The organism is Roseomonas sp. CAU 1739 (genome assembly GCF_039839775.1).
In the GTDB taxonomy this organism is placed as follows: domain Bacteria; phylum Pseudomonadota; class Alphaproteobacteria; order Acetobacterales; family Acetobacteraceae; genus Neoroseomonas.
The window spans coordinates 12,412-30,910 of sequence record NZ_JBDOQQ010000016.1; the positions used below are offsets into that span (position 1 = coordinate 12,412).

General features: G+C 67.3%; 17 protein-coding genes and 1 pseudogene. 7 read left to right on the forward strand and 11 right to left on the reverse strand.

The window, feature by feature from the left end; translation table 11 throughout:
* Positions 1 to 4: 4 nt before the first annotated feature.
* The 6 genes and pseudogenes from AAFN86_RS22230 to AAFN86_RS22255 form a co-directional block, all read left to right on the forward strand.
* Positions 5 to 1,183 (forward strand): acyl-CoA dehydrogenase family protein, encoded by a 1,179-nt coding sequence (locus AAFN86_RS22230; protein WP_347545752.1) that lies wholly within the window; start codon positions 5 to 7, stop codon positions 1,181 to 1,183.
* Positions 1,184 to 1,187: 4 nt separating this feature from the next.
* Positions 1,188 to 2,258: an acyl-CoA dehydrogenase family protein gene (locus AAFN86_RS22235; RefSeq protein WP_347545753.1), complete on the forward strand. Its 1,071-nt coding sequence runs from the start codon at positions 1,188 to 1,190 to the stop codon at positions 2,256 to 2,258.
* 10 nt (positions 2,259 to 2,268) lie between these two features.
* Positions 2,269 to 4,362, forward strand: a complete 2,094-nt coding sequence (locus AAFN86_RS22240; RefSeq protein WP_347545754.1) for an acetate--CoA ligase family protein — start codon at positions 2,269 to 2,271, stop codon at positions 4,360 to 4,362.
* Between the two features lie 31 nt (positions 4,363 to 4,393).
* On the forward strand, positions 4,394 to 5,374 hold the full coding sequence (locus tag AAFN86_RS22245; protein ID WP_347545755.1) for a tripartite tricarboxylate transporter substrate binding protein: 981 nt from the start codon (positions 4,394 to 4,396) through the stop codon (positions 5,372 to 5,374).
* 4 nt (positions 5,375 to 5,378) lie between these two features.
* The gene (locus tag AAFN86_RS22250) at positions 5,379 to 6,269 is read left to right on the forward strand and encodes an SMP-30/gluconolactonase/LRE family protein (protein ID WP_347545756.1); all 891 of its coding nucleotides are present in this window, start codon (positions 5,379 to 5,381) and stop codon (positions 6,267 to 6,269) included.
* 89 nt (positions 6,270 to 6,358) lie between these two features.
* Positions 6,359 to 6,526 (forward strand): annotated as a pseudogene (locus AAFN86_RS22255) (IS481 family transposase); the annotation flags it as partial.
* A gap of 159 nt (positions 6,527 to 6,685) precedes the next feature.
* Here the strand turns inward: AAFN86_RS22255 and urtE are convergent.
* The 11 genes from urtE to AAFN86_RS22310 all read right to left on the reverse strand — a co-directional run bounded on the left by urtE (position 6,686) and on the right by AAFN86_RS22310 (position 17,636).
* The gene (gene urtE / locus AAFN86_RS22260; RefSeq protein ID WP_347545757.1) at positions 6,686 to 7,378 is read right to left on the reverse strand and encodes an urea ABC transporter ATP-binding subunit UrtE; all 693 of its coding nucleotides are present in this window, start codon (positions 7,376 to 7,378) and stop codon (positions 6,686 to 6,688) included.
* A 234-nt stretch (positions 7,379 to 7,612) separates the two neighbouring features.
* Positions 7,613 to 8,350, reverse strand: a complete 738-nt coding sequence (gene urtD, locus AAFN86_RS22265; protein WP_347545758.1) for an urea ABC transporter ATP-binding protein UrtD — start codon at positions 8,348 to 8,350, stop codon at positions 7,613 to 7,615.
* Positions 8,347 to 9,441 carry an urea ABC transporter permease subunit UrtC gene (gene urtC / locus AAFN86_RS22270; RefSeq protein ID WP_347545759.1) on the reverse strand — a complete coding sequence of 365 codons (1,095 nt, stop codon included), beginning with the start codon at positions 9,439 to 9,441 and terminating at the stop codon, positions 8,347 to 8,349. Before urtC ends, urtD begins: the two co-directional genes overlap by 4 nt.
* Positions 9,438 to 11,009 carry an urea ABC transporter permease subunit UrtB gene (urtB, locus tag AAFN86_RS22275; protein WP_347545760.1) on the reverse strand — a complete coding sequence of 524 codons (1,572 nt, stop codon included), beginning with the start codon at positions 11,007 to 11,009 and terminating at the stop codon, positions 9,438 to 9,440. The genes urtC and urtB overlap by 4 nt, the downstream gene beginning before the upstream one ends.
* 42 nt (positions 11,010 to 11,051) lie before the next feature.
* Positions 11,052 to 12,296, reverse strand: a complete 1,245-nt coding sequence (gene urtA, locus AAFN86_RS22280) for an urea ABC transporter substrate-binding protein (protein WP_347545761.1) — start codon at positions 12,294 to 12,296, stop codon at positions 11,052 to 11,054.
* 291 nt (positions 12,297 to 12,587) lie between these two features.
* A complete protein-coding gene (locus tag AAFN86_RS22285) occupies positions 12,588 to 12,986 on the reverse strand; it encodes a hypothetical protein (RefSeq protein WP_347545762.1) in 399 nt (132 codons plus the stop codon).
* Positions 12,987 to 12,990: 4 nt separating this feature from the next.
* Positions 12,991 to 13,317 (reverse strand): NIPSNAP family protein, encoded by a 327-nt coding sequence (locus tag AAFN86_RS22290; RefSeq protein WP_347545763.1) that lies wholly within the window; start codon positions 13,315 to 13,317, stop codon positions 12,991 to 12,993.
* Between the two features lie 17 nt (positions 13,318 to 13,334).
* Complete coding sequence (locus AAFN86_RS22295; protein ID WP_347545764.1) at positions 13,335 to 14,300, reverse strand: tripartite tricarboxylate transporter substrate binding protein; 966 nt, start codon at positions 14,298 to 14,300, stop codon at positions 13,335 to 13,337.
* A 65-nt stretch (positions 14,301 to 14,365) separates the two neighbouring features.
* Complete coding sequence (locus tag AAFN86_RS22300; RefSeq protein ID WP_347545765.1) at positions 14,366 to 15,907, reverse strand: hydantoinase/oxoprolinase family protein; 1,542 nt, start codon at positions 15,905 to 15,907, stop codon at positions 14,366 to 14,368.
* Positions 15,904 to 16,977, reverse strand: a complete 1,074-nt coding sequence (locus tag AAFN86_RS22305) for a DUF917 domain-containing protein (protein WP_347545766.1) — start codon at positions 16,975 to 16,977, stop codon at positions 15,904 to 15,906. The genes AAFN86_RS22300 and AAFN86_RS22305 overlap by 4 nt, the downstream gene beginning before the upstream one ends.
* On the reverse strand, positions 16,977 to 17,636 hold the full coding sequence (locus AAFN86_RS22310) for an AroM family protein (protein WP_347545767.1): 660 nt from the start codon (positions 17,634 to 17,636) through the stop codon (positions 16,977 to 16,979). The genes AAFN86_RS22305 and AAFN86_RS22310 overlap by 1 nt, the downstream gene beginning before the upstream one ends.
* A 120-nt stretch (positions 17,637 to 17,756) precedes the next feature.
* On the opposite strand from AAFN86_RS22310, the gene AAFN86_RS22315 reads away from it, so the two are divergent.
* Positions 17,757 to 18,482, forward strand: a complete 726-nt coding sequence (locus tag AAFN86_RS22315) for a transporter substrate-binding domain-containing protein (RefSeq protein WP_347545768.1) — start codon at positions 17,757 to 17,759, stop codon at positions 18,480 to 18,482.
* Positions 18,483 to 18,499 lie beyond the last annotated feature (17 nt).

The following is an 18,499-nucleotide window of genomic DNA, read 5'->3' on the forward strand; positions in this document are numbered from 1 at the left end:
CACCATGACCGCCACCATCGACTACGACGCCTTCCGCGAGGAAGTCCGCGATTTCGCGACGACCCGCTGCCCACCCGAGATCCGCGCCGTCGTGGCGACCTACCGGAAGCTGTCGCGCAAGGTCTGGTATCCCTGGCAGAAGATCCTCTTCGAGCATGGCTGGGGCGCGCCAGGCTGGCCGAAGGAACATGGCGGCACCGGCTGGGATCTGAAGCAGCGTCACATCTTCGACGAGGTGATGGCGGAATGTGACTGTCCGCCGCAATACCATCACGGGCTGCGGCATCTCGGCCCGGTCATCATCGAGTACGGGTCGGATGAGCAGAAGCGCCGCTTCCTTCCCGGCATGCTCAATGGGGAAGACTGGTGGTGCCAAGGCTATTCGGAGCCGGGTGCGGGGTCCGACCTCGCCTCGCTGCGCACGGTGGCGCGGCGTGAGGGCGATGAGTACGTCGTGGAAGGCCAGAAGACCTGGACGTCCCATGCGCATGAAGCGGACTGGATGTACACGCTGGTCCGCACCTCGAAGGAGGTGAAGAAGCAGCAGGGCATCAGCCTGGTCCTGATCCCGCTGAACTCGCCTGGCATCAGCATCCGCCCGATCCGCACCATCGATGGCTGGCACCATGTGAACGAGGTCTTCCTCGACAACGTCCGCGTGCCGGTTGCGAATCGTGTCGGAGAGGAAGGGCAAGGCTGGACCTACGGCAAGTTCCTGCTGGAGCGTGAGCGACTTGGCGGTGCCAATGTCGCACCCGCTATGAAGAACCTGGAGCGCACGCGCGCGCTGCTTGCGCAGGAACTGTCAGGGCCGCGTCATGCACTGAAGCGCAGCATGCTCGAGGAACGCTTGCTGATGGCCGAGGCCGAGTTGCGCGGCGCGCAGGCCCTGGGGCAGGAGGCGATCGCGGCAACGATGGAAGGTCGCTCGCTCGGCCTGCTGCCTTCGGTGCTGAAGCTGTCCACCAGCGTGACCTCGCAGCATGTCGGGGAGATTGCGCTGGACGCGGTCGGCGAACGCCTCGCCCCGCGCTTCCGCCCGACCGACGCTGCCGGCCCGAATGCCGAAGCACCCGGCATCGAATGGGTGCAGAACTACATGTACGGGCGCGTCCGCACGATCTACGGCGGCAGCAGCGAAGTGCAGAAGAATGTCATCGCCAAGCAGCTTTTCGGGTCCTGACGCCATGCCCTTCACAGCCAAGCCCATCATCGGCGGCGACGCCTTCGACCAGGCCCGCAGCATCGGTCTCGAAGCCGATGGCGAACTGGCACTGTTGTCCGATACGGCAGAGCAGGCCGCCTGCCTGCGACGGCACTGGGATGCCATCACTGCACTCGGCTGGATGACGACTGCTATCCCTGAGGAATCCGGCGGTGCGGGCGGCGATCTGTCCGACCTCGCGGCGTTGGTCGGTGGTGCCGGGCGCGGCGGATTGCCGCTGCCGATCGCGGCCTCCTGCGGCGTGCTGCCGATGCTTCTGGCGGGCCATCCGGAAATCCTGGCCGCCTTGGCCGAAGGCCGGTTCCGTATTGCGCTGATACCGGCCGATGCCGTCCGCGATGACGATGCCGACGTGCTGCAGCTGGCCGATGGAAGGCTGGCCGGCGCGGCCGTCGGCATCGAGACGCCGCCTGACCCGACGCATGCGCTGCTTGTTGTCGGGGACGCGCTGCTCCTGGTCTCCACCGAGGTCGCAGGTGTTGCTGTCACGCGCTACCAGCGCATCGATGGGCGGCCTTCCGCGGATTGGCGTTTCACGGGCGTCGCAGTCGATCCATCCTGGATCCTCGCGCACGACGAAGGGGTCGTGCAGCGTGCCATCGAGGCCCGCGACATCGGCGCCCTGTTGACTTGCATCGAGGCCGTCTCGGCCGCCGGCGCGTTGTTGGAGCAGACGATCGAATACCTGCTGAACCGCGTGCAGTTCGGCGTTCCGCTGGCGACGCATCAGGCGCTGCGCCACCGCGTGGCGGAAATGTATGTCGAATACGAGAACCTGCGCGGCCTGGTGGCGCAGGCGCTGCGGAGCACCACGGCGGGTGCCCCGGATGCCTGGCGCGATATCGCCTTCGCCAAGCTGCGCCTCGGCGAGGCCGGGCGCTTCATCGCGCAATCCACAATCCAGTGTCATGGCGGGATGGGCATGACCGAGGGGCTTCAGGCGATCCGCCTCGCGCGGCGGATCATGATGGCGGAGTTCGAGTACGGCGACCGCAGCTTCCAGGCGCAGCGCCTGCTCGCCGACGCGGCCTGAGGGGCATTCCATGCATCCGCTCGAGAAGATGTTCAGGCCGCGCTCGGTGGCCGTGGTCGGCGCTTCGGGCGATCCGGAGAAGCTCGGCGGCCGCACGCTGCTGCACCTGAAGGAACTCGGCTATCAGGGCCGCATCTACCCGATTAATGTCAGTGCGGCGGAGGTGCAGGGGTTGCCCGCCTGGCGCAGCGTCGCCGAACTGCCGGAGACACCCGACAGCGCGCTGATCCTGCTGCCCGCCTCACGCGTCGCGCAGGCGATCGACGATTGCGCGGCGAAGGGCGTGAAGCACGTGCAGGTGCTCTCTTCCGGCTTCGCGGAGGAAGGTGGCGAGGGCGTCGCGATGCAGGCGCGCCTTGCAGAACAGGCGCGTGCGTATGGCATCCGCCTGACCGGGCCAAACTGCCTCGGCAGCATCAGCCCGCCGGATGGATTTTTCGGCACCTTCTCGAGCCTGCTTGCAACGGCCAAGCCGCCGCCCGGCATCGTCGGTGTGGCAACACAATCCGGCGCCTACGGTTCGCACATCTACGCCGTCGCGGGCTTTCGTGGCATCGGCATCAGCCGCGCGATCGCTACCGGCAACGAGGTGGACATCGATGTGTCGGAGGCAATCGACTACCTAGTCGAGGATCCCGGCACGCGCGTCATTTGCGCTTCGCTGGAGGGCTGCGGCAATGGCGATCGGCTGCGCCGTGCGCTGCTGAAGGCCGCTGCCGCACGCAAGCCGGTCATCATCATGAAGGTCGGCAGCAGCGAGGTCGGCGCGGCGGCCGCGGCGACGCATACCGGCTCGCTCGCCGGCGAGGACCGCGTCATCGACACGGTCTTCCGCGAATGCGGTGCACTGCGCGTGTCCTCGATCGAGGAGATGCTCGACGTCGCCTATGTCTGTTCCATCGCGCCGCTGCCGCCGCTCGAAAGCGCCGGCATGATCAGCGTCTCGGGCGGCATCGGCGTGTTGATGGCTGATGCCTGTGTCGATGCGGGCCTAACCGTGCCGGTGCTATCGTCGGAAGCATTGGCCGAGATTCACGCCGTGCAGCCCATGGCGGGCGGACGTAATCCGATCGACACGACGGCGCAACTTGCCGGGCGCCTGCATGTCATCGAGACGATCAGCCAATCGATGATGCGCGGCGCCGATCTCGGTGCGTTGTTGTTCTACCTGGCGCATCTGGGCCGGGACATGCGGCGCTTCCCGAAGATCGAAGGCGCCTTCCTCGCACTCCGCCGCAACCAGCCTGACCGCACTGTCGTCGCTGTCATGACGCATATCGACGAGGTCAGGCTGCGCCTTGAAGCGCAGGGGATTCCGGTCTTCGAGGATCCGACCCGCGCGGTGCGCGCCGTCGCAGGGGCCGCACGGCTGCGTCGCCTGCAGGAGGCAGCGGAAGCCCTGCCGGTGGCCACCCCGGCCGAGCCGCTCGGCATGGCGATCGCCAACGAGGCGATGGCGAAGGCACTGATCGCCAGGGCCGGCGTGCCGGTGCCGCCCGAGGAAGCCTGCGCGACCGTCGAGGCCGCGATCGCTGCCGCCGACCGCCTTGGCTACCCGGTGGTGATGAAGATCCTGTCCGAAGACATTCCACACAAGACGGAGGTCGGCGGCGTCCTGCTGAACGTCGCGGACGGCCCGGCCGTGGCGGCGGGCTTCGCGACGCTGATGCAGCGGGCGCGGACGGCGCGGCTCGACGCACTGCTCGATGGCGTATTGGTCGCACCGATGATGCGCGGCGGTGTCGAGACGATCATCGGTACGCTGCGCGATCCGGTCTTTGGGCCGATGGTCATGTTCGGCCTCGGCGGCGTCGCGGTGGAACTGTTCCGCGACGTTGCCTTCGCCAGCGCGCCGCTGACGCCGCAGCGGGCCGAGGCGTTGATCGACGGCTCGCGCGGCGCGGTGCTGCTGAAGGGCTGGCGCGGCGGTCCACCACTCGATCGCCCGGCGCTGGTCGAGGCGCTGTGCGCCCTGTCGCACTTCGCCGCCGCGCATCACGACGAGATCGAGAGCGTCGAGGTCAATCCCTTCCTGGTGCGGGAGAAGGGGGCCTGCGCGCTGGACGCGCTGGTCGCCTTCCGAGGCACCGCAAAGAACCACTGAAGCAGTAGACGACAACGAGGAAACGATGACGATGCTTCAAGATCGTGATGCAAAGCGCCACCTTGGTCGGCGCGGCCTGCTGGCGGCACCCTTCGTGCTGGGCCTCGCCCGTTCCGCTTCGGCGCAGGGGCGGCCCCTGCGCATTGTCGTGCCGTTCAACGGCGGCAGCGAGCCGGACATCCTGGCCCGTCGCCTGGCGGCGGCCATGCAGCCCATCCTCGAGCAGCCCGTGGTGGTGGACAACCGCAGCGGTGCCAACACGGTGATCGCGGCGCAGCACGTGGCGCAGGCGCGGCCGGATGGTGAGACGATCCTGCTTACCTCCTCCTCCACCTTCGCCACGCTGCCGAATCTCTATGCGACGCCGCCGGTCCGCCTCGAACAGTTCGAGGCCATGACCATGGCGATGCGCGCGCATATGGTGCTCTACGTCAGCAACGACGTGCCGGCGAACACGATTCCCGAGTTGATCCAATGGGCGAATGCCCAGCCACAGCCGATCCTCTATGGCGCCAATGCCGGAGCGATCGGACATCTCTGCGGCGAGCTTATGAAGCAGGTCACCGGCATCAGGATGTCCGACGTCTCTTACCGTGGCTCGCTGGGGATGCAGCAGTTGTTGATGGCCGGTGACATCAAGCTGGCCTTCGACGGCGTGCCCGCGCATGCGGAGATGGTGAACGCCGGGCGGATCAAGGCGCTGGGCATCACGGCGGATCGTGCGGTGCCGATGCTGCCGAATGTGCGGCCCCTTTCCGAACAGGGCTATGGCAACATTGCCATGTCCTACTGGTACGGGATCTTTGCGCCGAAGGGCGTGCCGCAGCCGGTCCTGGCCCGGCAGATCGACGCCATCCACCACGCCCAGAAGGCCGAGGCGCTGGTCCAGCAATTCGCGGCGCAGGGCGCGGAGTTGGAGGGCAATGCACCGGATGCCTTCCGCGCGATGATCGTGAGCGAGCGCGAGAGCTGGGGCACCCTCATCCGGTCGATCAATCTGCGGTTGGAGTGAGTCCATGACTTCCAACGCAATCCGAATCACGCGGATCGGGACCACGAAGGACCGTCTCGGAGAGGGCCCGATCTGGGATGCCGAGACGCAGCGGTTGTTCTGGATCGATTCGCTGGGCGGCGCCATTCGCCGGCTGGATCCAGTCACCGGCGACCAGCGGGACTTCGCCGTGCCGTCACCAATCGGGTCGATGTCCCTGTGTCATGACGGTGGTGCGATGCTGTCCCTCCAGGATGGTTTCCATCGCTACGATTTCGTTACCGGCGTGACCGCTCCTTTTGCGCTCCTCGGCCTCCACAACACGAATGTCCGGCTGAATGACGGCAAGACCGACCGGCAGGGTCGCTTCCTCGCCGGGACGATGCATCTGCATCGCGCGGAGAACGAAGCCGTTATCGGCGGGCTGTTCCGCCTCGAACCGAATGGCAGTGCGACTTTGCTCGTCGACGACATCGCCACCTCCAACGGTCCCTGCTTCAGCCCCGATGGCCGCACCTTCTATTTCGCCGACAGCACGCGGCAGACGATCTGGGCCTTCGACTACGACACGGATACCGGGACTCCGCGCAACAAGCGCGTCTTCGCCGATCTGAGTGCATTGGGAACAGCCCCGGATGGTGCAACCGTAGATGCGGAAGGCTATCTTTGGTCGGCATTGATCCGTACCGGCACCATCGCGCGCTTCGATCCTGCCGGACGGATCGTGACTCGCATCGATTTCCCGGTGCGCTACCCGACCAGCGTTGCGTTTGGCGGCGCGGATCTCGACGTGCTGTATGTCACTTCGATCTCGAAGAGCGTGCGCTTCGAGGACACGGTGCCGGATGCCGGCGGGTTGTTCGCCATTGAAGGCCTGGGCATCAAAGGCTTGGCCGAGCCGCGCTGCGCACTGTAACAACGGGCACTGCCGTCGCTGCTACCCGGCTGCAAGCAGGAGGAGCCCGCCAAGGCCACGGCCCCGCAGCCGGTCCCCGAGGCGACAGCCGCGGCCACCTCGCCCTATTTCTAGACGCCTACAACTATGCCCGTCGACTCAACACCCTGAAGGGCGTCTCACTCTATGAATTCATCTGCCGCTCATGGGCCAAAGAGCCGCATGAATTCAAGGGGAATCCACACCACGAAATGCCGGGACCGAACATCCAGGAGTAGGCCTCGTGGAAGGAACGCAACTGCGTCGAGCGCTTCTTCAATCAACTTAAGAAGTTCCGCCGCATCGCCGTCCGCTACGACGTACTATCGGCCAGCCTTCGGGGCCTCCTGCCCATCGCCGTCATCGTCATACCACTCGCCCGAATTCGGGCACGTCGCCTAAACCGTCAACAGCGGCCGCACCGCTTCCTCCGACAATTCGCCGGCCTGCCCTTGCAGCACCACCTCCCCGCGCACCATCACAGTGATCAGATCGGCGAGCTCCCGGGCGAAGTCGTAGTATTGCTCTACGAGGACGATCGCCATGCCGCGATCGCGCGACAGGTGGCGGATGACGCGGGCAATGTCCTTGATGACGGAGGGTTGGATGCCCTCGGTCGGCTCATCAAGAATCAGCAGGCGTGGCCTGGCACACAGCGCGCGTGCGAGGGCGAGTTGTTGCTGCTGCCCGCCGGACAGGTCGCCGCCGCGGCGTCGAAGGAACTGCCGCAGGATTGGGAACAGGTCGAAGATGTCGCCGGGCACGCCGGAACCGCGCGGCGCGGCGGCGAGCGCAGTCTCCATGTTTTCCTGCACGGTCAGGAAGGGGAAGATCTCGCGACCCTGCGGGACGTAGCCGATGCCCGCCCGCGCGCGTTCCGCCGGACCTAGGCGGGAGATGTCGCGCCCTTCCCAACTGATGCTGCCGGCCTGGATGCGCTCGAGACCCATGATGGCCCGCAGCAGCGATGACTTGCCGACGCCGTTGCGGCCGAGGATGGCGGTCACCTTGCCGGGTTCCGCGATCATGGACACGCCGCGCAGGCAACGGCTGGCGCCATAGGAAAGATCGATGTTGGCGACGTCGAGCATGTCAGCCTCCGAGCCACGAAGGCTGACCGCGGCCGCAGTCGTGAATGGGGCGCACATAACAGCGGCCCGTACTTCCGACCCTCCTGCCCGATGCCGTGCATCGGGCCGGGAGCGCACGGCGCGACGGTGCCGAGACAGTCCGTTGCTGCCAGGTCGCCAGTGCCTGGCGCACAAGCCAAGCGCCCGGATGGACGCGGCGGCGTTTGAGGCAAAACACGAGCGAGCGGATCATGGTCAGCGCCCCAGATACACTTCGACCACGCGCGGGTCGTTCTGCACGTGGTCGATGGACCCTTCCGACAGCAGCGTGCCTTCGTGCAGCACCGTCACCTTGCAGCCAAGTGCGCGGACGAATTCAAGGTCATGCTCGACGACAACAACGCTGTGCTTGCCGGCGATGCGACCGAGCAGCTTGGCGGTGTGTTCCGTCTCGGCATCCGTCATGCCGGCGACGGGTTCGTCCACCAGCATCAGGTCGGGATCCTGCATCAGCATCATGCCGATCTCGAGCCACTGCTTCTGCCCGTGGGAAAGGATGCCGGCGCGGTCATGGGCACGTTCGGTCAGGCCGATCTCGCTGGTGACTTCCTCGATCCGCGTGCGGCCGGCGCCGGGCAGCAGCCAGCGCAGGCAGGGGATCGGGCCGCGCGGCGCCTTCAGGGCGAGCTCGAGATTCTCGAACACCGTCAGCGCGTCGAAGACGGTCGGTTTCTGGAACTTCCGCCCGATGCCAAGATTGGCGATCGCCGCTTCATCCATCCGCGTCAGATCGAGATCGCCGAAGGTGACGATGCCCGCGGTCGGGCGCGTCTTGCCGGTGATCACATCCATCATGGTCGTCTTGCCGGCACCGTTGGGGCCGATGACGGCGCGCATCTCGCCGGGTTCGACGACGAGGGCGAGGTTGTTCAGAGCGCGGAAGCCGTCGAAGACGACCGACACGCCGTCGAGATACAGACGCCGGCCCTTCATTTCGCGCGCCCCTGCAGCAGACCGACCAGACCTTTCGGCAGGAATAGCGTCACCGCCACGAACAACCCGCCGAGGACGAACAGCCAAAGGTCCGGTGCCGCGCTAGTCAGCCAGGTCTTCAGGCCGTTGACGCTGAAGGCGCCGAGCACCGCCCCAACCAGCGTGCCGCGACCGCCGACGGCGACCCAGATCACCGCCTCGATGGAATTGCCGGGGCTGAATTCGCCGGGGTTGATGATGCCGACCTGCGGGACGTAGAGCGCACCAGCCAGGCCCGCCATCATCGCCGAGGCAACGAAGGCGAACAGCTTGTGGCTGGTCGTGTCGTAGCCGAGGAAGCGCACGCGGTTCTCGGCATCGCGGATCGCGGTCAGCACGCGGCCATACTTCGTGCCCGTCATCCACAGGCAGAACAGATAGCACCCAACCAGCGAGACCAGCGAGGCATAGAACAGCGACGCTCGTGCCGCGCTGGTGTTGAGCGGCATGCCCAGCAGCTCCTTGAAGTCGGTAAAGCCGTTGTTGCCGCCGAAGCCCATGTCGTTGCGGAAGAATGCGAGCATCAGCGCGTAGGTCATCGCCTGGGTGATGATCGACAGGTAGACGCCGGTGATGCGGCTGCGGAAGCACAGCCAGCCTAGCACCAGCGCCAGCACGCCCGGCACCAGCAGCACCATCAGCATGGCGAAGGCGAAGTGGTCGAAGCCGAGCCAGTACCAGGGCAGTTCCGGATAACCCAGGAACACCATGAAATCCGGCAGCACCGGATGCCCGTAGGATCCGCGCGGCCCGATCAGCCGCATCAGATGCATGCCCATCGCATAGCCGCCGAGGGCGAAGAAGGCGCCGTGGCCGAGGGAGAGGATGCCCGCATAGCCCCACGCCAGATCGAGCGACAGGGCAAGGATCGCGTAGCAGATCCACTTGCCGGACACCGAGACGAGGAAGTCCGACACATGCAGCGCATTATCCCGCGGCAACATGTTCAGCAGGGGGAAGGTGGCGAGTATCAGCACCGCCGCGATCATGATCGCGCGCAGGCCGATCCTGGCGCGCGATGGCGATCCGCCTTCGAGTGTGGTCGCGCTCATGCCTCGGCCGCCCGTCCCTTTTGCGGGAACAGGCCGCGCGGGCGGCGCTGGATGAACACCATCACCGCCACCAGCACGAAGACCTTGGCGAGCACGGCACCTGCCCAGGGTTCCAGCATCTTGTTGATGACGCCGAGGCCGAAGCCGGCGATCAGCGTGCCGGCCAGGCTGCCCACTCCACCGAAGACGACGACGAGGAAGCTGTCGATGATGTAGGCGGTGCCGAGATTGGGCGAGACATTGTCGATCTGGCTGAGTGCGACGCCCGCGATGCCGGCGATGCCCGACCCGAACGCGAAGGTCAGCGCATCGACACGCCCGGTGCGGATGCCCATGGCCGCGGCGATCGGCCGGCGCTGCGTGACGGCGCGCATCTCAAGCCCGAAGCGCGTCAGGCGGATCGCGGCCAGGATCAACCCGAAGATCACCAGGGAGAAGCACAGGATCCACAGCCGGTTGGCGGTGACCGGCACGTCGAAAGGCAGCATCAGCGTGCCCTGCATCCAGGGCGGGGAGATCACCTCCCGGTTCTGCGCACCGAAGGCCAGCCGCACCGCCTGCTGGATCATCATGCCGACGCCGAAGGTCAGCAGCAGGGTTTCCAGCGGACGGCCATAGAGGTGCCGGATCAACCCGCGTTCCATCGCCGCGCCGATCGCGGCGGTGACCAGGAAGGCGGCAGGGACAGCCAGCGGCAGCGACCAGGGCTGCAGCCAGGGAATATCGCGCGCCAGGTCCTGCACCACCACGGTGGTATAAGCGCCGAGCATGACGAACTCGCCATGCGCCATGTTGATCACGCCCATGACGCCGAAGGTGACGGCGAGGCCAAGGGCGGCCAGCAGCAGCACGGAGCCGAGCGAGAGACCCTGGAACAGCGTCTCGGCCGCGCGGCGGATCGCCAGGCGCTGGTCGATGGCGGCCACCGCCGCTTCGATCTGCGGCAGCACCTCCGGATTGGCGGCGCGGGCTTCGAGCAGGATGGATCGCGCTTCGGGCGAGGCCGTCGCGCCAAGGGCCTCGATACCGGCGCGTTTGGCCGCCGGATCGGTCGCGACCAGGCGTGACGCTGCAAGGGCCAGCGCGATGCGGTCGCGGATACGCGCCACGCTCTCCCGCGCCAGCGCGGCTTCAAGGAGCGGCACGTTCTCGGCATTGCGGCTGCGAAAGATCGCCTCCGCCGCGGCAAGCCGTTCGGCGGGATCCGGCGAAATGATTTGTAACTGCCCGAGCGCGCCGCGCAGAGCGCCGCGGACGCGGTTGTTGATGGAGATGCGTTGCGTGTCGGCCTCGACCGCCTGCGCCGGCGCGCCAGTCGCGGCATTGGTCAGCGTGGCGCCATCGCGGATCAGCAGCGTGCCATCGGCCAGGCGCAGGAGCCTTCCGTCGGACAATGCTCGCAGGGCGGGCAATGCGCGAGGGTCGCCCAGCGCACCGAGCCGTTCCACCGCTTCGACCTGGGCACCGAAACCGCCGCCGAGGCCGGGCAGCGCGGTGAGGAAGGCATCCTGCGCGCGCGCCGGCACGGCGGCGAGCAGCAGGAACAGCAGGACGATGATCCGGTTCATGGCGATGCGGGCGGGACGCGCAGGGCGCCCCGCCCAATCCGCTCAGCCGCGGCGGCGGTTGGCGTTCTCGGGGATGAAGCGCGACCAATTCTCGGCCGGCACCACCTCGGGCGTCTTGTAGACGATGTTGAACTGACCATCGGCCTGGATCTCGCCGATCATCACCGGCTTCGACAGGTGGTGGTTCGGCAGCATCTCCTCGGTGTAGCCGGCGGGGGCGGCGAACTTCTCGCCGATCACCGCGGTGCGAACGGCATCGACCGCCGTCGTGCGGGACTTCGCCACCGCCTGCGCCCACATGTTGAAGCCGGTATAGGTGGCTTCCATCGGGTCGTTGGTCACGCGGCGCGGGTTCTTGATGTAGGCCTGCCAGAGGTTCTTGAACTCGGTATTCGCCGGCGACTGCACCGACATGAAGTAGTTCCAGGCCGCGAGGTGGCCGACCAGCGGGCGGGTGTCGATGCCGGCGAGTTCTTCCTCACCGACCGAGAAGGCCACGCAGGGGATGTCCTCGGCCTTGATGCCCTGGTTGCCGAGCTCGCGATAGAACGGAACGTTCGCGTCGCCGTTGATGGTTGACACGATCGCAGTCTTCTTGCCCTCCCCGGCGAAGCGCTTCACGCGGGCGACGATGCCCTGCCAGTCGCTGTGCCCGAACGGGGTGTATTCCTCCATGATGTCGGCATCGGTGATGCCCTTCGAATTGAGGAAGCCGCGCAGGATGCGGTTGGTGGTGCGCGGATACACGTAGTCGGTGCCGAGCAGCACGATGCGCTTCGCCTCGCCGCCGTCCGGGCCCATCAGGTATTCAACCGCCGGGATCGCCTGCTGGTTCGGCGCGGCGCCGGTGTAGAAGATGTTGCGGCTCTCCTCCTCGCCCTCGTACTGGACGGGGTAGAACAGCATGCCGTTCAGTTCCTCGAAGACCGGCAGCACCGACTTGCGGGACACCGAGGTCCAACAGCCGAAGGTCACATCGACCTTGTGGACCTGCAGCAGCTCGCGGGCCTTTTCGGCAAACAGCGGCCAGTTGGAAGCGGGATCGACGACGACCGCCTCCAGCCGCCGGCCGAGCAGGCCGCCCTTGGCGTTCTGGACTTCGACCATCATCAGCACGGTGTCGCGCAGCGCGGTCTCGGAGATGGCCATGGTGCCCGACAGCGAGTGCAGCACGCCGATCTTGATCGGCGCGGCCTGCGCGAAGGACGGGCGGAATGCCGGCATCGCCAAGGCGGTGGACAGGCCCGCCAGCGCCGCGCGACGCGTGATCTTCCTGGTTTCGGTCATCGGTCTCTCACCCTCAAACGTTCCGGGCGCGGGGCGGGACAGTCGCGGCCGAGGGTTCGGCGTGCCGTCGCGTTGCGCACGAAGTTTCGGGTAGCGAAAGCCGTGCCAGTGCAATGCGGGCGGGGATGGGCAGGCTCCGGCGCTATTGTATGCACGCGACACACGCAAAGCCGCCAAAGAAGGCAGCGGTGCGCTTAGATTCTAGGCAGAAATCCGGAACGTCGACCGATCGGTGCTTTCCGAAGCCAAAAGGGAAGACGGGGGAGGAACACCTCCCCCGACCTTACCTTCCTACAGCCCCGCGACGTCGCCATACTCCGCCAATTTCGGCAGCATCGCCTCGATGACGAAATCGACAAAGGCCGCGGGCACGTCGAGGAAGAACTCCCGATCCGAATAGGCGCCGACGCTGGCCTCCAGGCCCCGCGTCGCGAACCACTCGGCCAGCGCTTCCAGATCCTGCCTTGGCGTGTCGCTGAGGAAGGAGATCTGGGAGCGCCGCTTGTCCTCGTCGCGCTGCGACGTCTCGCTACGGCTGAATTGCAGGTCGATGTTGGTGCCCGGCTGGCGCAGCCAGATCGCGCGTTCGGTACGCCGCAGCTCGACGAAGCCGAGCCGCGTTTTCAGCATCGTCACCACCGCCTCGAAATGCCGGGCATCGAGGCGGTTGGCGACGTGGTTGAAGCGCACGCCGCTACTTCACCGAGGAGAAGGATGTCGGCTGCAGGAAAGCGTTCGTCACATTGGCGACGATGGCGCCATCCTTCTCCGTCCCCGCGCGCTTCTCGATCCATTCCGGATCGGACTGGAAGGCCGTCCATTTTTGCTCGCGTTCGGCCATCGAGTCCCATTCGAGCAGGTAGAACAGGTCCTGGCTCGATTCGCCCACGATGGTCGTCCAGAAGCCGGCCTGGCGGATGCCGTGCTTCTTCCAGATGCCCAGCGTGATGGTGTCGAAGCGCTTGAGCAGCGCCGGCAGCCGGCCGGGTACGCAGCGGTAGACGCGCAATTCGTGGATCATGATGGAGGCTTCCTTCCCTATTCAGCCGTTGCGCCGGAGGCGCGGATGATCGGTATCCAGATGCGGAACTGCTCGTCCCAGAAGGTCGCGAGCTCCTCCGCACCCGTGCCACGCGGATCGACGCCGAGATCGACCAAGCGCTGATGCATGGCCGGCGCGGCGACGGCATTGCGCAGCGCGCGTTCCAGTCGTGCGACGATCGGCGCCGGCGTACCGGTGGCAACGAAGACTGCGTGCCAATTGCTGGTTTCATAGCCGGGGAGGCCGGCTTCCCCGGCGGTCGGCACATCGGGCAGTGCTGCGCTGCGCGTGCGCGACGCCATGGCCAGCGCGCGCACCTGCCCGCTGCGCACCAGCGCGACGTAGGGCGGCAGCGTATCCACCATTACCTGCACCGTGCCGGCCATCAGGTCAGTGAGGGCAGGGCCCGAGCCGCGATACGGCACATGCACCATCTCGGCACCGATGGCATTGGCTAGCATCTGGCCCGACAGGTGAACGATGGTCCCAGGGCCGGAGCTGGCATAGGTGATGCGCCCCGGATTCGCGCGCACCAGCGAAATGAGATCCTGCAGCGTCTGCGCCGGAACGCGCGGATTGACGACGATGATGTTGGGCACCGTGCCAACCAGCCCGACCGGCGCGAAGGCGCGGCGCAGGTCGAAGGGCATTGACCGATACAGCCCGGCATTCATCACCCCGGATGACAGCGTGTGCAGGACGATGGTGTAGCCATCCGCCGGCGAGGCAAGTACCGCCTGGGATCCGATGATTCCGCCGCTGCCGCCGCGATTCTCGACGACCACAGGCTGGCCGAGATCCTCGGACATGGCCTGTGCGGTGATCCGCCCGACGACATCCGCGGCGCCACCGGGCGCGAAGGGGATCACCATGCGTATCGGGCGATCCGGATAGCCGACCTGTTGCGCACGCGCCGGCAGCGCCGCGAGCAGCAAGGCCAGGCAGGTGGCAACTCGACGCATGCTTTCCCCCACTGTCTTGTTGGCCAAGCATGGCGCGGCGTTTCACTTCGCGCCAGCGGCGGCGTTCATCCGCCGGCGATCTCCCCCACGACGCGGGCGCGCACGCGCAGCGCGCCGCCGGGTAGATAGGCGATGGGCAGGTCCTCGATATCGACCAGCGCGAGGGTCGCAGCATCTGCGCCGGCCTCCACCGCGCGGTTGCAGGCGATGCGTTCGGCGGCGGCCATCGCCTCGGCCCGCGTCAGTCCTTGGAAGACCTGGTCGGCCTCGCCGCTGACTTGTGCGATGGCGGCGCCGACCGCATTGGCGACGGCGGCGTGGGCCGGGCGCACGACCTTCGAGGCGCCGGGCAGGCGGTCCGGCACCAGGAAGGCACCACCGCCGACGGCGAGCAGCGGAACCTCGGCCGCTTCGGTCTTCATGCGATCCACGGCTTCCTCCAGCATGCGGGCGGCCTCGGCCAGCGTGTCGCGCGTGAAGTCCTGGGCGATGTCGGCGACGCGCGATGCATCGCCGAGCGATAGAAGGCCGGCATGCACCGCGATGTCGCTGGTGGTCAGTTGCGGCCCGCCGAAGATGCGGGCGAGCTCCGGCAACCGGAAACCGACGCTGCGCGGGCCGATGGCGACGCGCCCGTCCCGCAGTTCGACATGTGAGCCGCCGCCGAGGCCGATCGACAGCAGATCCGGCATACGGAACAGCGTGCGCACGCCGCCGACATGCACGATGGCATTGGCCTCGCGCGGAAAACCGGCCTTGAGCGCTCCGACATCGGATGTGGTGCCGCCGACATCGACGACCAGCGCATCCTTCAGCCCGGTGAGGAACGCCGCGCCACGCATGGAATTGGTCGGGCCGGAGGCGAAGGACAGCACCGGGAACCGCGCCGCCAGTTCGGCGCGAATCACCGTGCCGTCATTCTGGGTGATGAAAAGGGGTGCGGCGATGCCGGCCTGGCGCAGTGCCTCCCCGAAGGCCTGGACCGTGTGGTGCGCCAGCGGTGCGAGGCAGGCGTTCAGCAGCGCGACATTCTCGCGTTCAAGCAAGCCGATGCGGCCAAGGTCATGCGACAGGGTGATCGACGCGCCCGGCATTTCGGTGTGCAGGATCTCTGCGGCACGATCCTCCATGGCGGGGTCAAGGGGCGAGAAGATGCTGCTGATCGCGACGCAGGAAATCCCCGCCGCCGCCATCGCACGCCCGGCGGCGGCGACGGCACGTTCATCCAGCGGCATGATCGGCCGGCCGTCGTAGTCGTGCCCGCCTTCGATCATGTGCACCTGGCCGCGCACGATGGCGGCAAGGTCCGCCGGCCAGTCGCAGAAGGGCGGCAGGGAAGCCGATGCCGGCAGGCCTATGCGCAGCGCGCCGACCGGTGCGAGATCGCGGCGCTGCACCACCGCATTCACGAAATGCGTGGTGCCGATCATCACCGCCTGCACGGGGTCGTCGCCCATCGCGTGCGCGGCACTTTCCAAGGCAAGGCGCACGCCGGTCAGCACATCGGCCGTGGTCGGCGTCTTGACCGCGTGCAGCACGCGGTCGTCCTGCAGCAGCACCGCATCGGTATTGGTGCCGCCGACATCGATGCCGATGCGCCGCTTCATGCGAACACCGAGCGGAAATCCAGGTCGTAGCCGAAGGCACGCGGCCCGACGAAATCCAATCCGCGCGGTGAGAGGAACACCGGCGGCGCCGGCAGCGCGACCACCGTCACGCGCTGGCCGTAGCGCGCCACCTCCGTTCCGATCGCCTCCCCGCTGACGCTGTCGAGCACGCAGATCAGGTCCGGGGTCATCACCTGTGCCACGCCGTCGAGCCAACCCACCGCCCATTCGTTCTGGAAGGCGAGTTCGAAACCATGGCCGCGCGATTCGTCCAGGCCTTCGAGCTTTACCGTGCCGCGCAGGAAGCCCTCCGTTGTGCGCCGTGCGATGTCGGCGATCTTGCCGCGGAACAGGAGCATGCCCCTTTCCTGTGCCAGAATGGCCTGCACCGGGTCGCGGTGTTCCTTCTGCGCCAGGCGGATCGCCTGGCCGAGCTTGATCGCCTGGGTCGTGGTGCGCGGGATCCCCCAGCGCTTCACTTCTGCCCCAGTGCGCGGGGCCTTGCAGGTGGCGGCGATCGAGCCGACCTCGACGCACATCTTGCGAGACAGGCGTTCCATCCATTTCCAGGACGGCACTTTCGCCACGATACCTTCAATGCCGCGCGGATCGACGAGCGACAGCGGCCAGGGCTTCAGGTCGCCCACCGCGAAGGATGTCATCTGCGCTTCCGGGTAGGCGCGGCCCATCGCGTCGGCATCAACCACGGGCTTGCCGGTCTCCGCGGCGGCGAGGAAGGGTTGCACGCCGTTGTTGCCGCCGATCTCGACGGACATGATCGCGCGGAAGGGGCGGCCGAGATACTCCTCCATCAGCGTCACGGCGCGGCCGATATTGGCGCTGTCCACCAGGCGTTCCTGGCCGACCAGCGGCGCGCCCATGTTGGAGACGACGGCGACCATGTCGTCGTCGGCCAGTTCATCCGGGTCCATCAGCGATACGCGATGGCCCGCGTCATACAGTCGCCGCATGTTGAGCAGGCCGAGATAGGGCGAACCGCCACCGCCGGTGCCCAACACCCAGGCGCCGACCGCCAGCGCCTCGATCTCGTCGATCGTGATCTCGCGCATCAGGGCTCCGGCAGCAGGGATGCGGCAGCGCGGGCGGCCACCGCGACCGAGAGAAGGACAGGGCAGGACATCACTGCAACCGCTGCCGCCTTGTCCGCCCGCGTATAGGAAATGCAGTCCAGCAGGACGAGGTCGGGCGCTTCCGCCGCCATGGCGCGCATTGCTGCTTCGCGTGTCGCATCGTCCGAATGCGGGCGCAGTGCATGGACCACAAGCGTCAACCCATCCCGCGCACGTGACGCACCGAGGGCCGCCGCCTGCTCCGGCAGCGGCACGAACAGGCCCAAACGTCCACGTGGCAGCAACGCCTCCGCCATGCCGTTCAGCACGGCGGAAGGCTGCACGAGGTCCGGCCGGTTTGGAAGGCCCTTGAAGGCGCCGGTGCAGGCAAGCAGCACCGGGCCGCTGGCTTCTGCCAGCATCGCCGTAATGCGCGTTGTCACGGCGGCCTTGGAGATGGACACCGCTTCGCCGGACGGCAGCATGGTGAACAGGGTGTCGGCGCCGTCATGCGGCGGAATGGCGGCGATGTCCTCCCGCGTCAGGCCGTCCAGCGCACCGCGCATGGCGATGTGAAGGCCAGGCGCGGCGGCGGCGATCTCGGCGACGAGGTCCGGACGCGGCGCCTGGCCGATGACGAAGACGGGAAGCGCCGTCATGCCTGTCCCCTGTGAAGCGACGCGCCATGATGAGGCCTGCGCCACCGGCTGCAAGCCCCGCCGGCTTGCAGGGGCGCCGCCCGCGGCTTCTACTGCCGTGAACGGAGACGGAAGCTGCCCATGTCGCCTGAGATCATCGCCCAGCTCGCGCCGCATGGCGTGCTGCGCGCCGGCATCAACCTCAGCAACTTCCTGCTTGTCACCGGGCGGGATGTGTTCGGCAGCCCGGAAGGCGTGTCGCCCGACATGGCCCGCGCCGTGGCGGAACGCCTTGGCGTGGCGGTGCGGCTGGTGCCCTATGCCTCGCCCGGGCTGGTGGCCGACGCGTGCGGAACCGATTCCTGGGACATCGCGCTGATCGGCGCCGAGCCACAGCGCGCGCAGACGATAGCCTTCTCCGCCGCCTATGCCGAGATCGAGGCGACCTACCTGGTGCCGGCGGGTTCGCCGATCGCGACGATCGCCGACGTGGATCGGCCTGGCGTGCGCATCGCCAGCACCGCGCGCGCAGCCTATGACCTTTGGCTTGAGCGCAACATCGCGCAGGCGACGCTGCTGCGGGCGGAAGGGCTCGACAGTGCGCTGACCCTGTTTACCGCACAGAAGCTGGAGGCCCTCGCCGGTCTGCGCCCGCGACTGTTGAAGGACGTCGAGGCGCTACCCGGCGCGCGCATCCTGGACGGCCAGTTCAGCGCCGTGCAGCAGGCGATCGGGACAGCCCGCGCGAATGCCGCCGCCGCGGACTTCCTGCGCAGCTTCGTCGAGGAGGCGAAGGCGAGCGGCCTTGTCGCCCGGCTGATCGAAAAGCATGGCGTGCGCGGGCTGTCGGTGGCGCCGGCGGCGTAGTGTCGCGCCGGGGCGGC

Excerpts from the sequence above, each read along its gene's own strand:
- AAFN86_RS22245 (WP_347545755.1), top strand. The coding sequence starts at position 4,394 with ATGCTTCAAGATCGTGATGCAAAGCGCCACCTTGGTCGGCGCGGCCTG.
- urtC (WP_347545759.1), bottom strand. The coding sequence starts at position 9,441 with ATGAGCGCGACCACACTCGAAGGCGGATCGCCATCGCGCGCCAGGATC.
- urtE (WP_347545757.1), bottom strand. The coding sequence starts at position 7,378 with ATGCTCGACGTCGCCAACATCGATCTTTCCTATGGCGCCAGCCGTTGC.
- AAFN86_RS22300 (WP_347545765.1), bottom strand. The coding sequence starts at position 15,907 with ATGAAGCGGCGCATCGGCATCGATGTCGGCGGCACCAATACCGATGCG.
- AAFN86_RS22240 (WP_347545754.1), top strand. The coding sequence starts at position 2,269 with ATGCATCCGCTCGAGAAGATGTTCAGGCCGCGCTCGGTGGCCGTGGTC.
- urtB (WP_347545760.1), bottom strand. The coding sequence starts at position 11,009 with ATGAACCGGATCATCGTCCTGCTGTTCCTGCTGCTCGCCGCCGTGCCG.
- urtA (WP_347545761.1), bottom strand. The coding sequence starts at position 12,296 with ATGACCGAAACCAGGAAGATCACGCGTCGCGCGGCGCTGGCGGGCCTG.
- AAFN86_RS22295 (WP_347545764.1), bottom strand. The coding sequence starts at position 14,300 with ATGCGTCGAGTTGCCACCTGCCTGGCCTTGCTGCTCGCGGCGCTGCCG.
- AAFN86_RS22230 (WP_347545752.1), top strand. The coding sequence starts at position 5 with ATGACCGCCACCATCGACTACGACGCCTTCCGCGAGGAAGTCCGCGAT.
- AAFN86_RS22310 (WP_347545767.1), bottom strand. The coding sequence starts at position 17,636 with ATGACGGCGCTTCCCGTCTTCGTCATCGGCCAGGCGCCGCGTCCGGAC.
- AAFN86_RS22290 (WP_347545763.1), bottom strand. The coding sequence starts at position 13,317 with ATGATCCACGAATTGCGCGTCTACCGCTGCGTACCCGGCCGGCTGCCG.
- urtD (WP_347545758.1), bottom strand. The coding sequence starts at position 8,350 with ATGAAGGGCCGGCGTCTGTATCTCGACGGCGTGTCGGTCGTCTTCGAC.
- AAFN86_RS22315 (WP_347545768.1), top strand. The coding sequence starts at position 17,757 with ATGTCGCCTGAGATCATCGCCCAGCTCGCGCCGCATGGCGTGCTGCGC.
- AAFN86_RS22305 (WP_347545766.1), bottom strand. The coding sequence starts at position 16,977 with ATGCGCGAGATCACGATCGACGAGATCGAGGCGCTGGCGGTCGGCGCC.
- AAFN86_RS22235 (WP_347545753.1), top strand. The coding sequence starts at position 1,188 with ATGCCCTTCACAGCCAAGCCCATCATCGGCGGCGACGCCTTCGACCAG.
- AAFN86_RS22250 (WP_347545756.1), top strand. The coding sequence starts at position 5,379 with ATGACTTCCAACGCAATCCGAATCACGCGGATCGGGACCACGAAGGAC.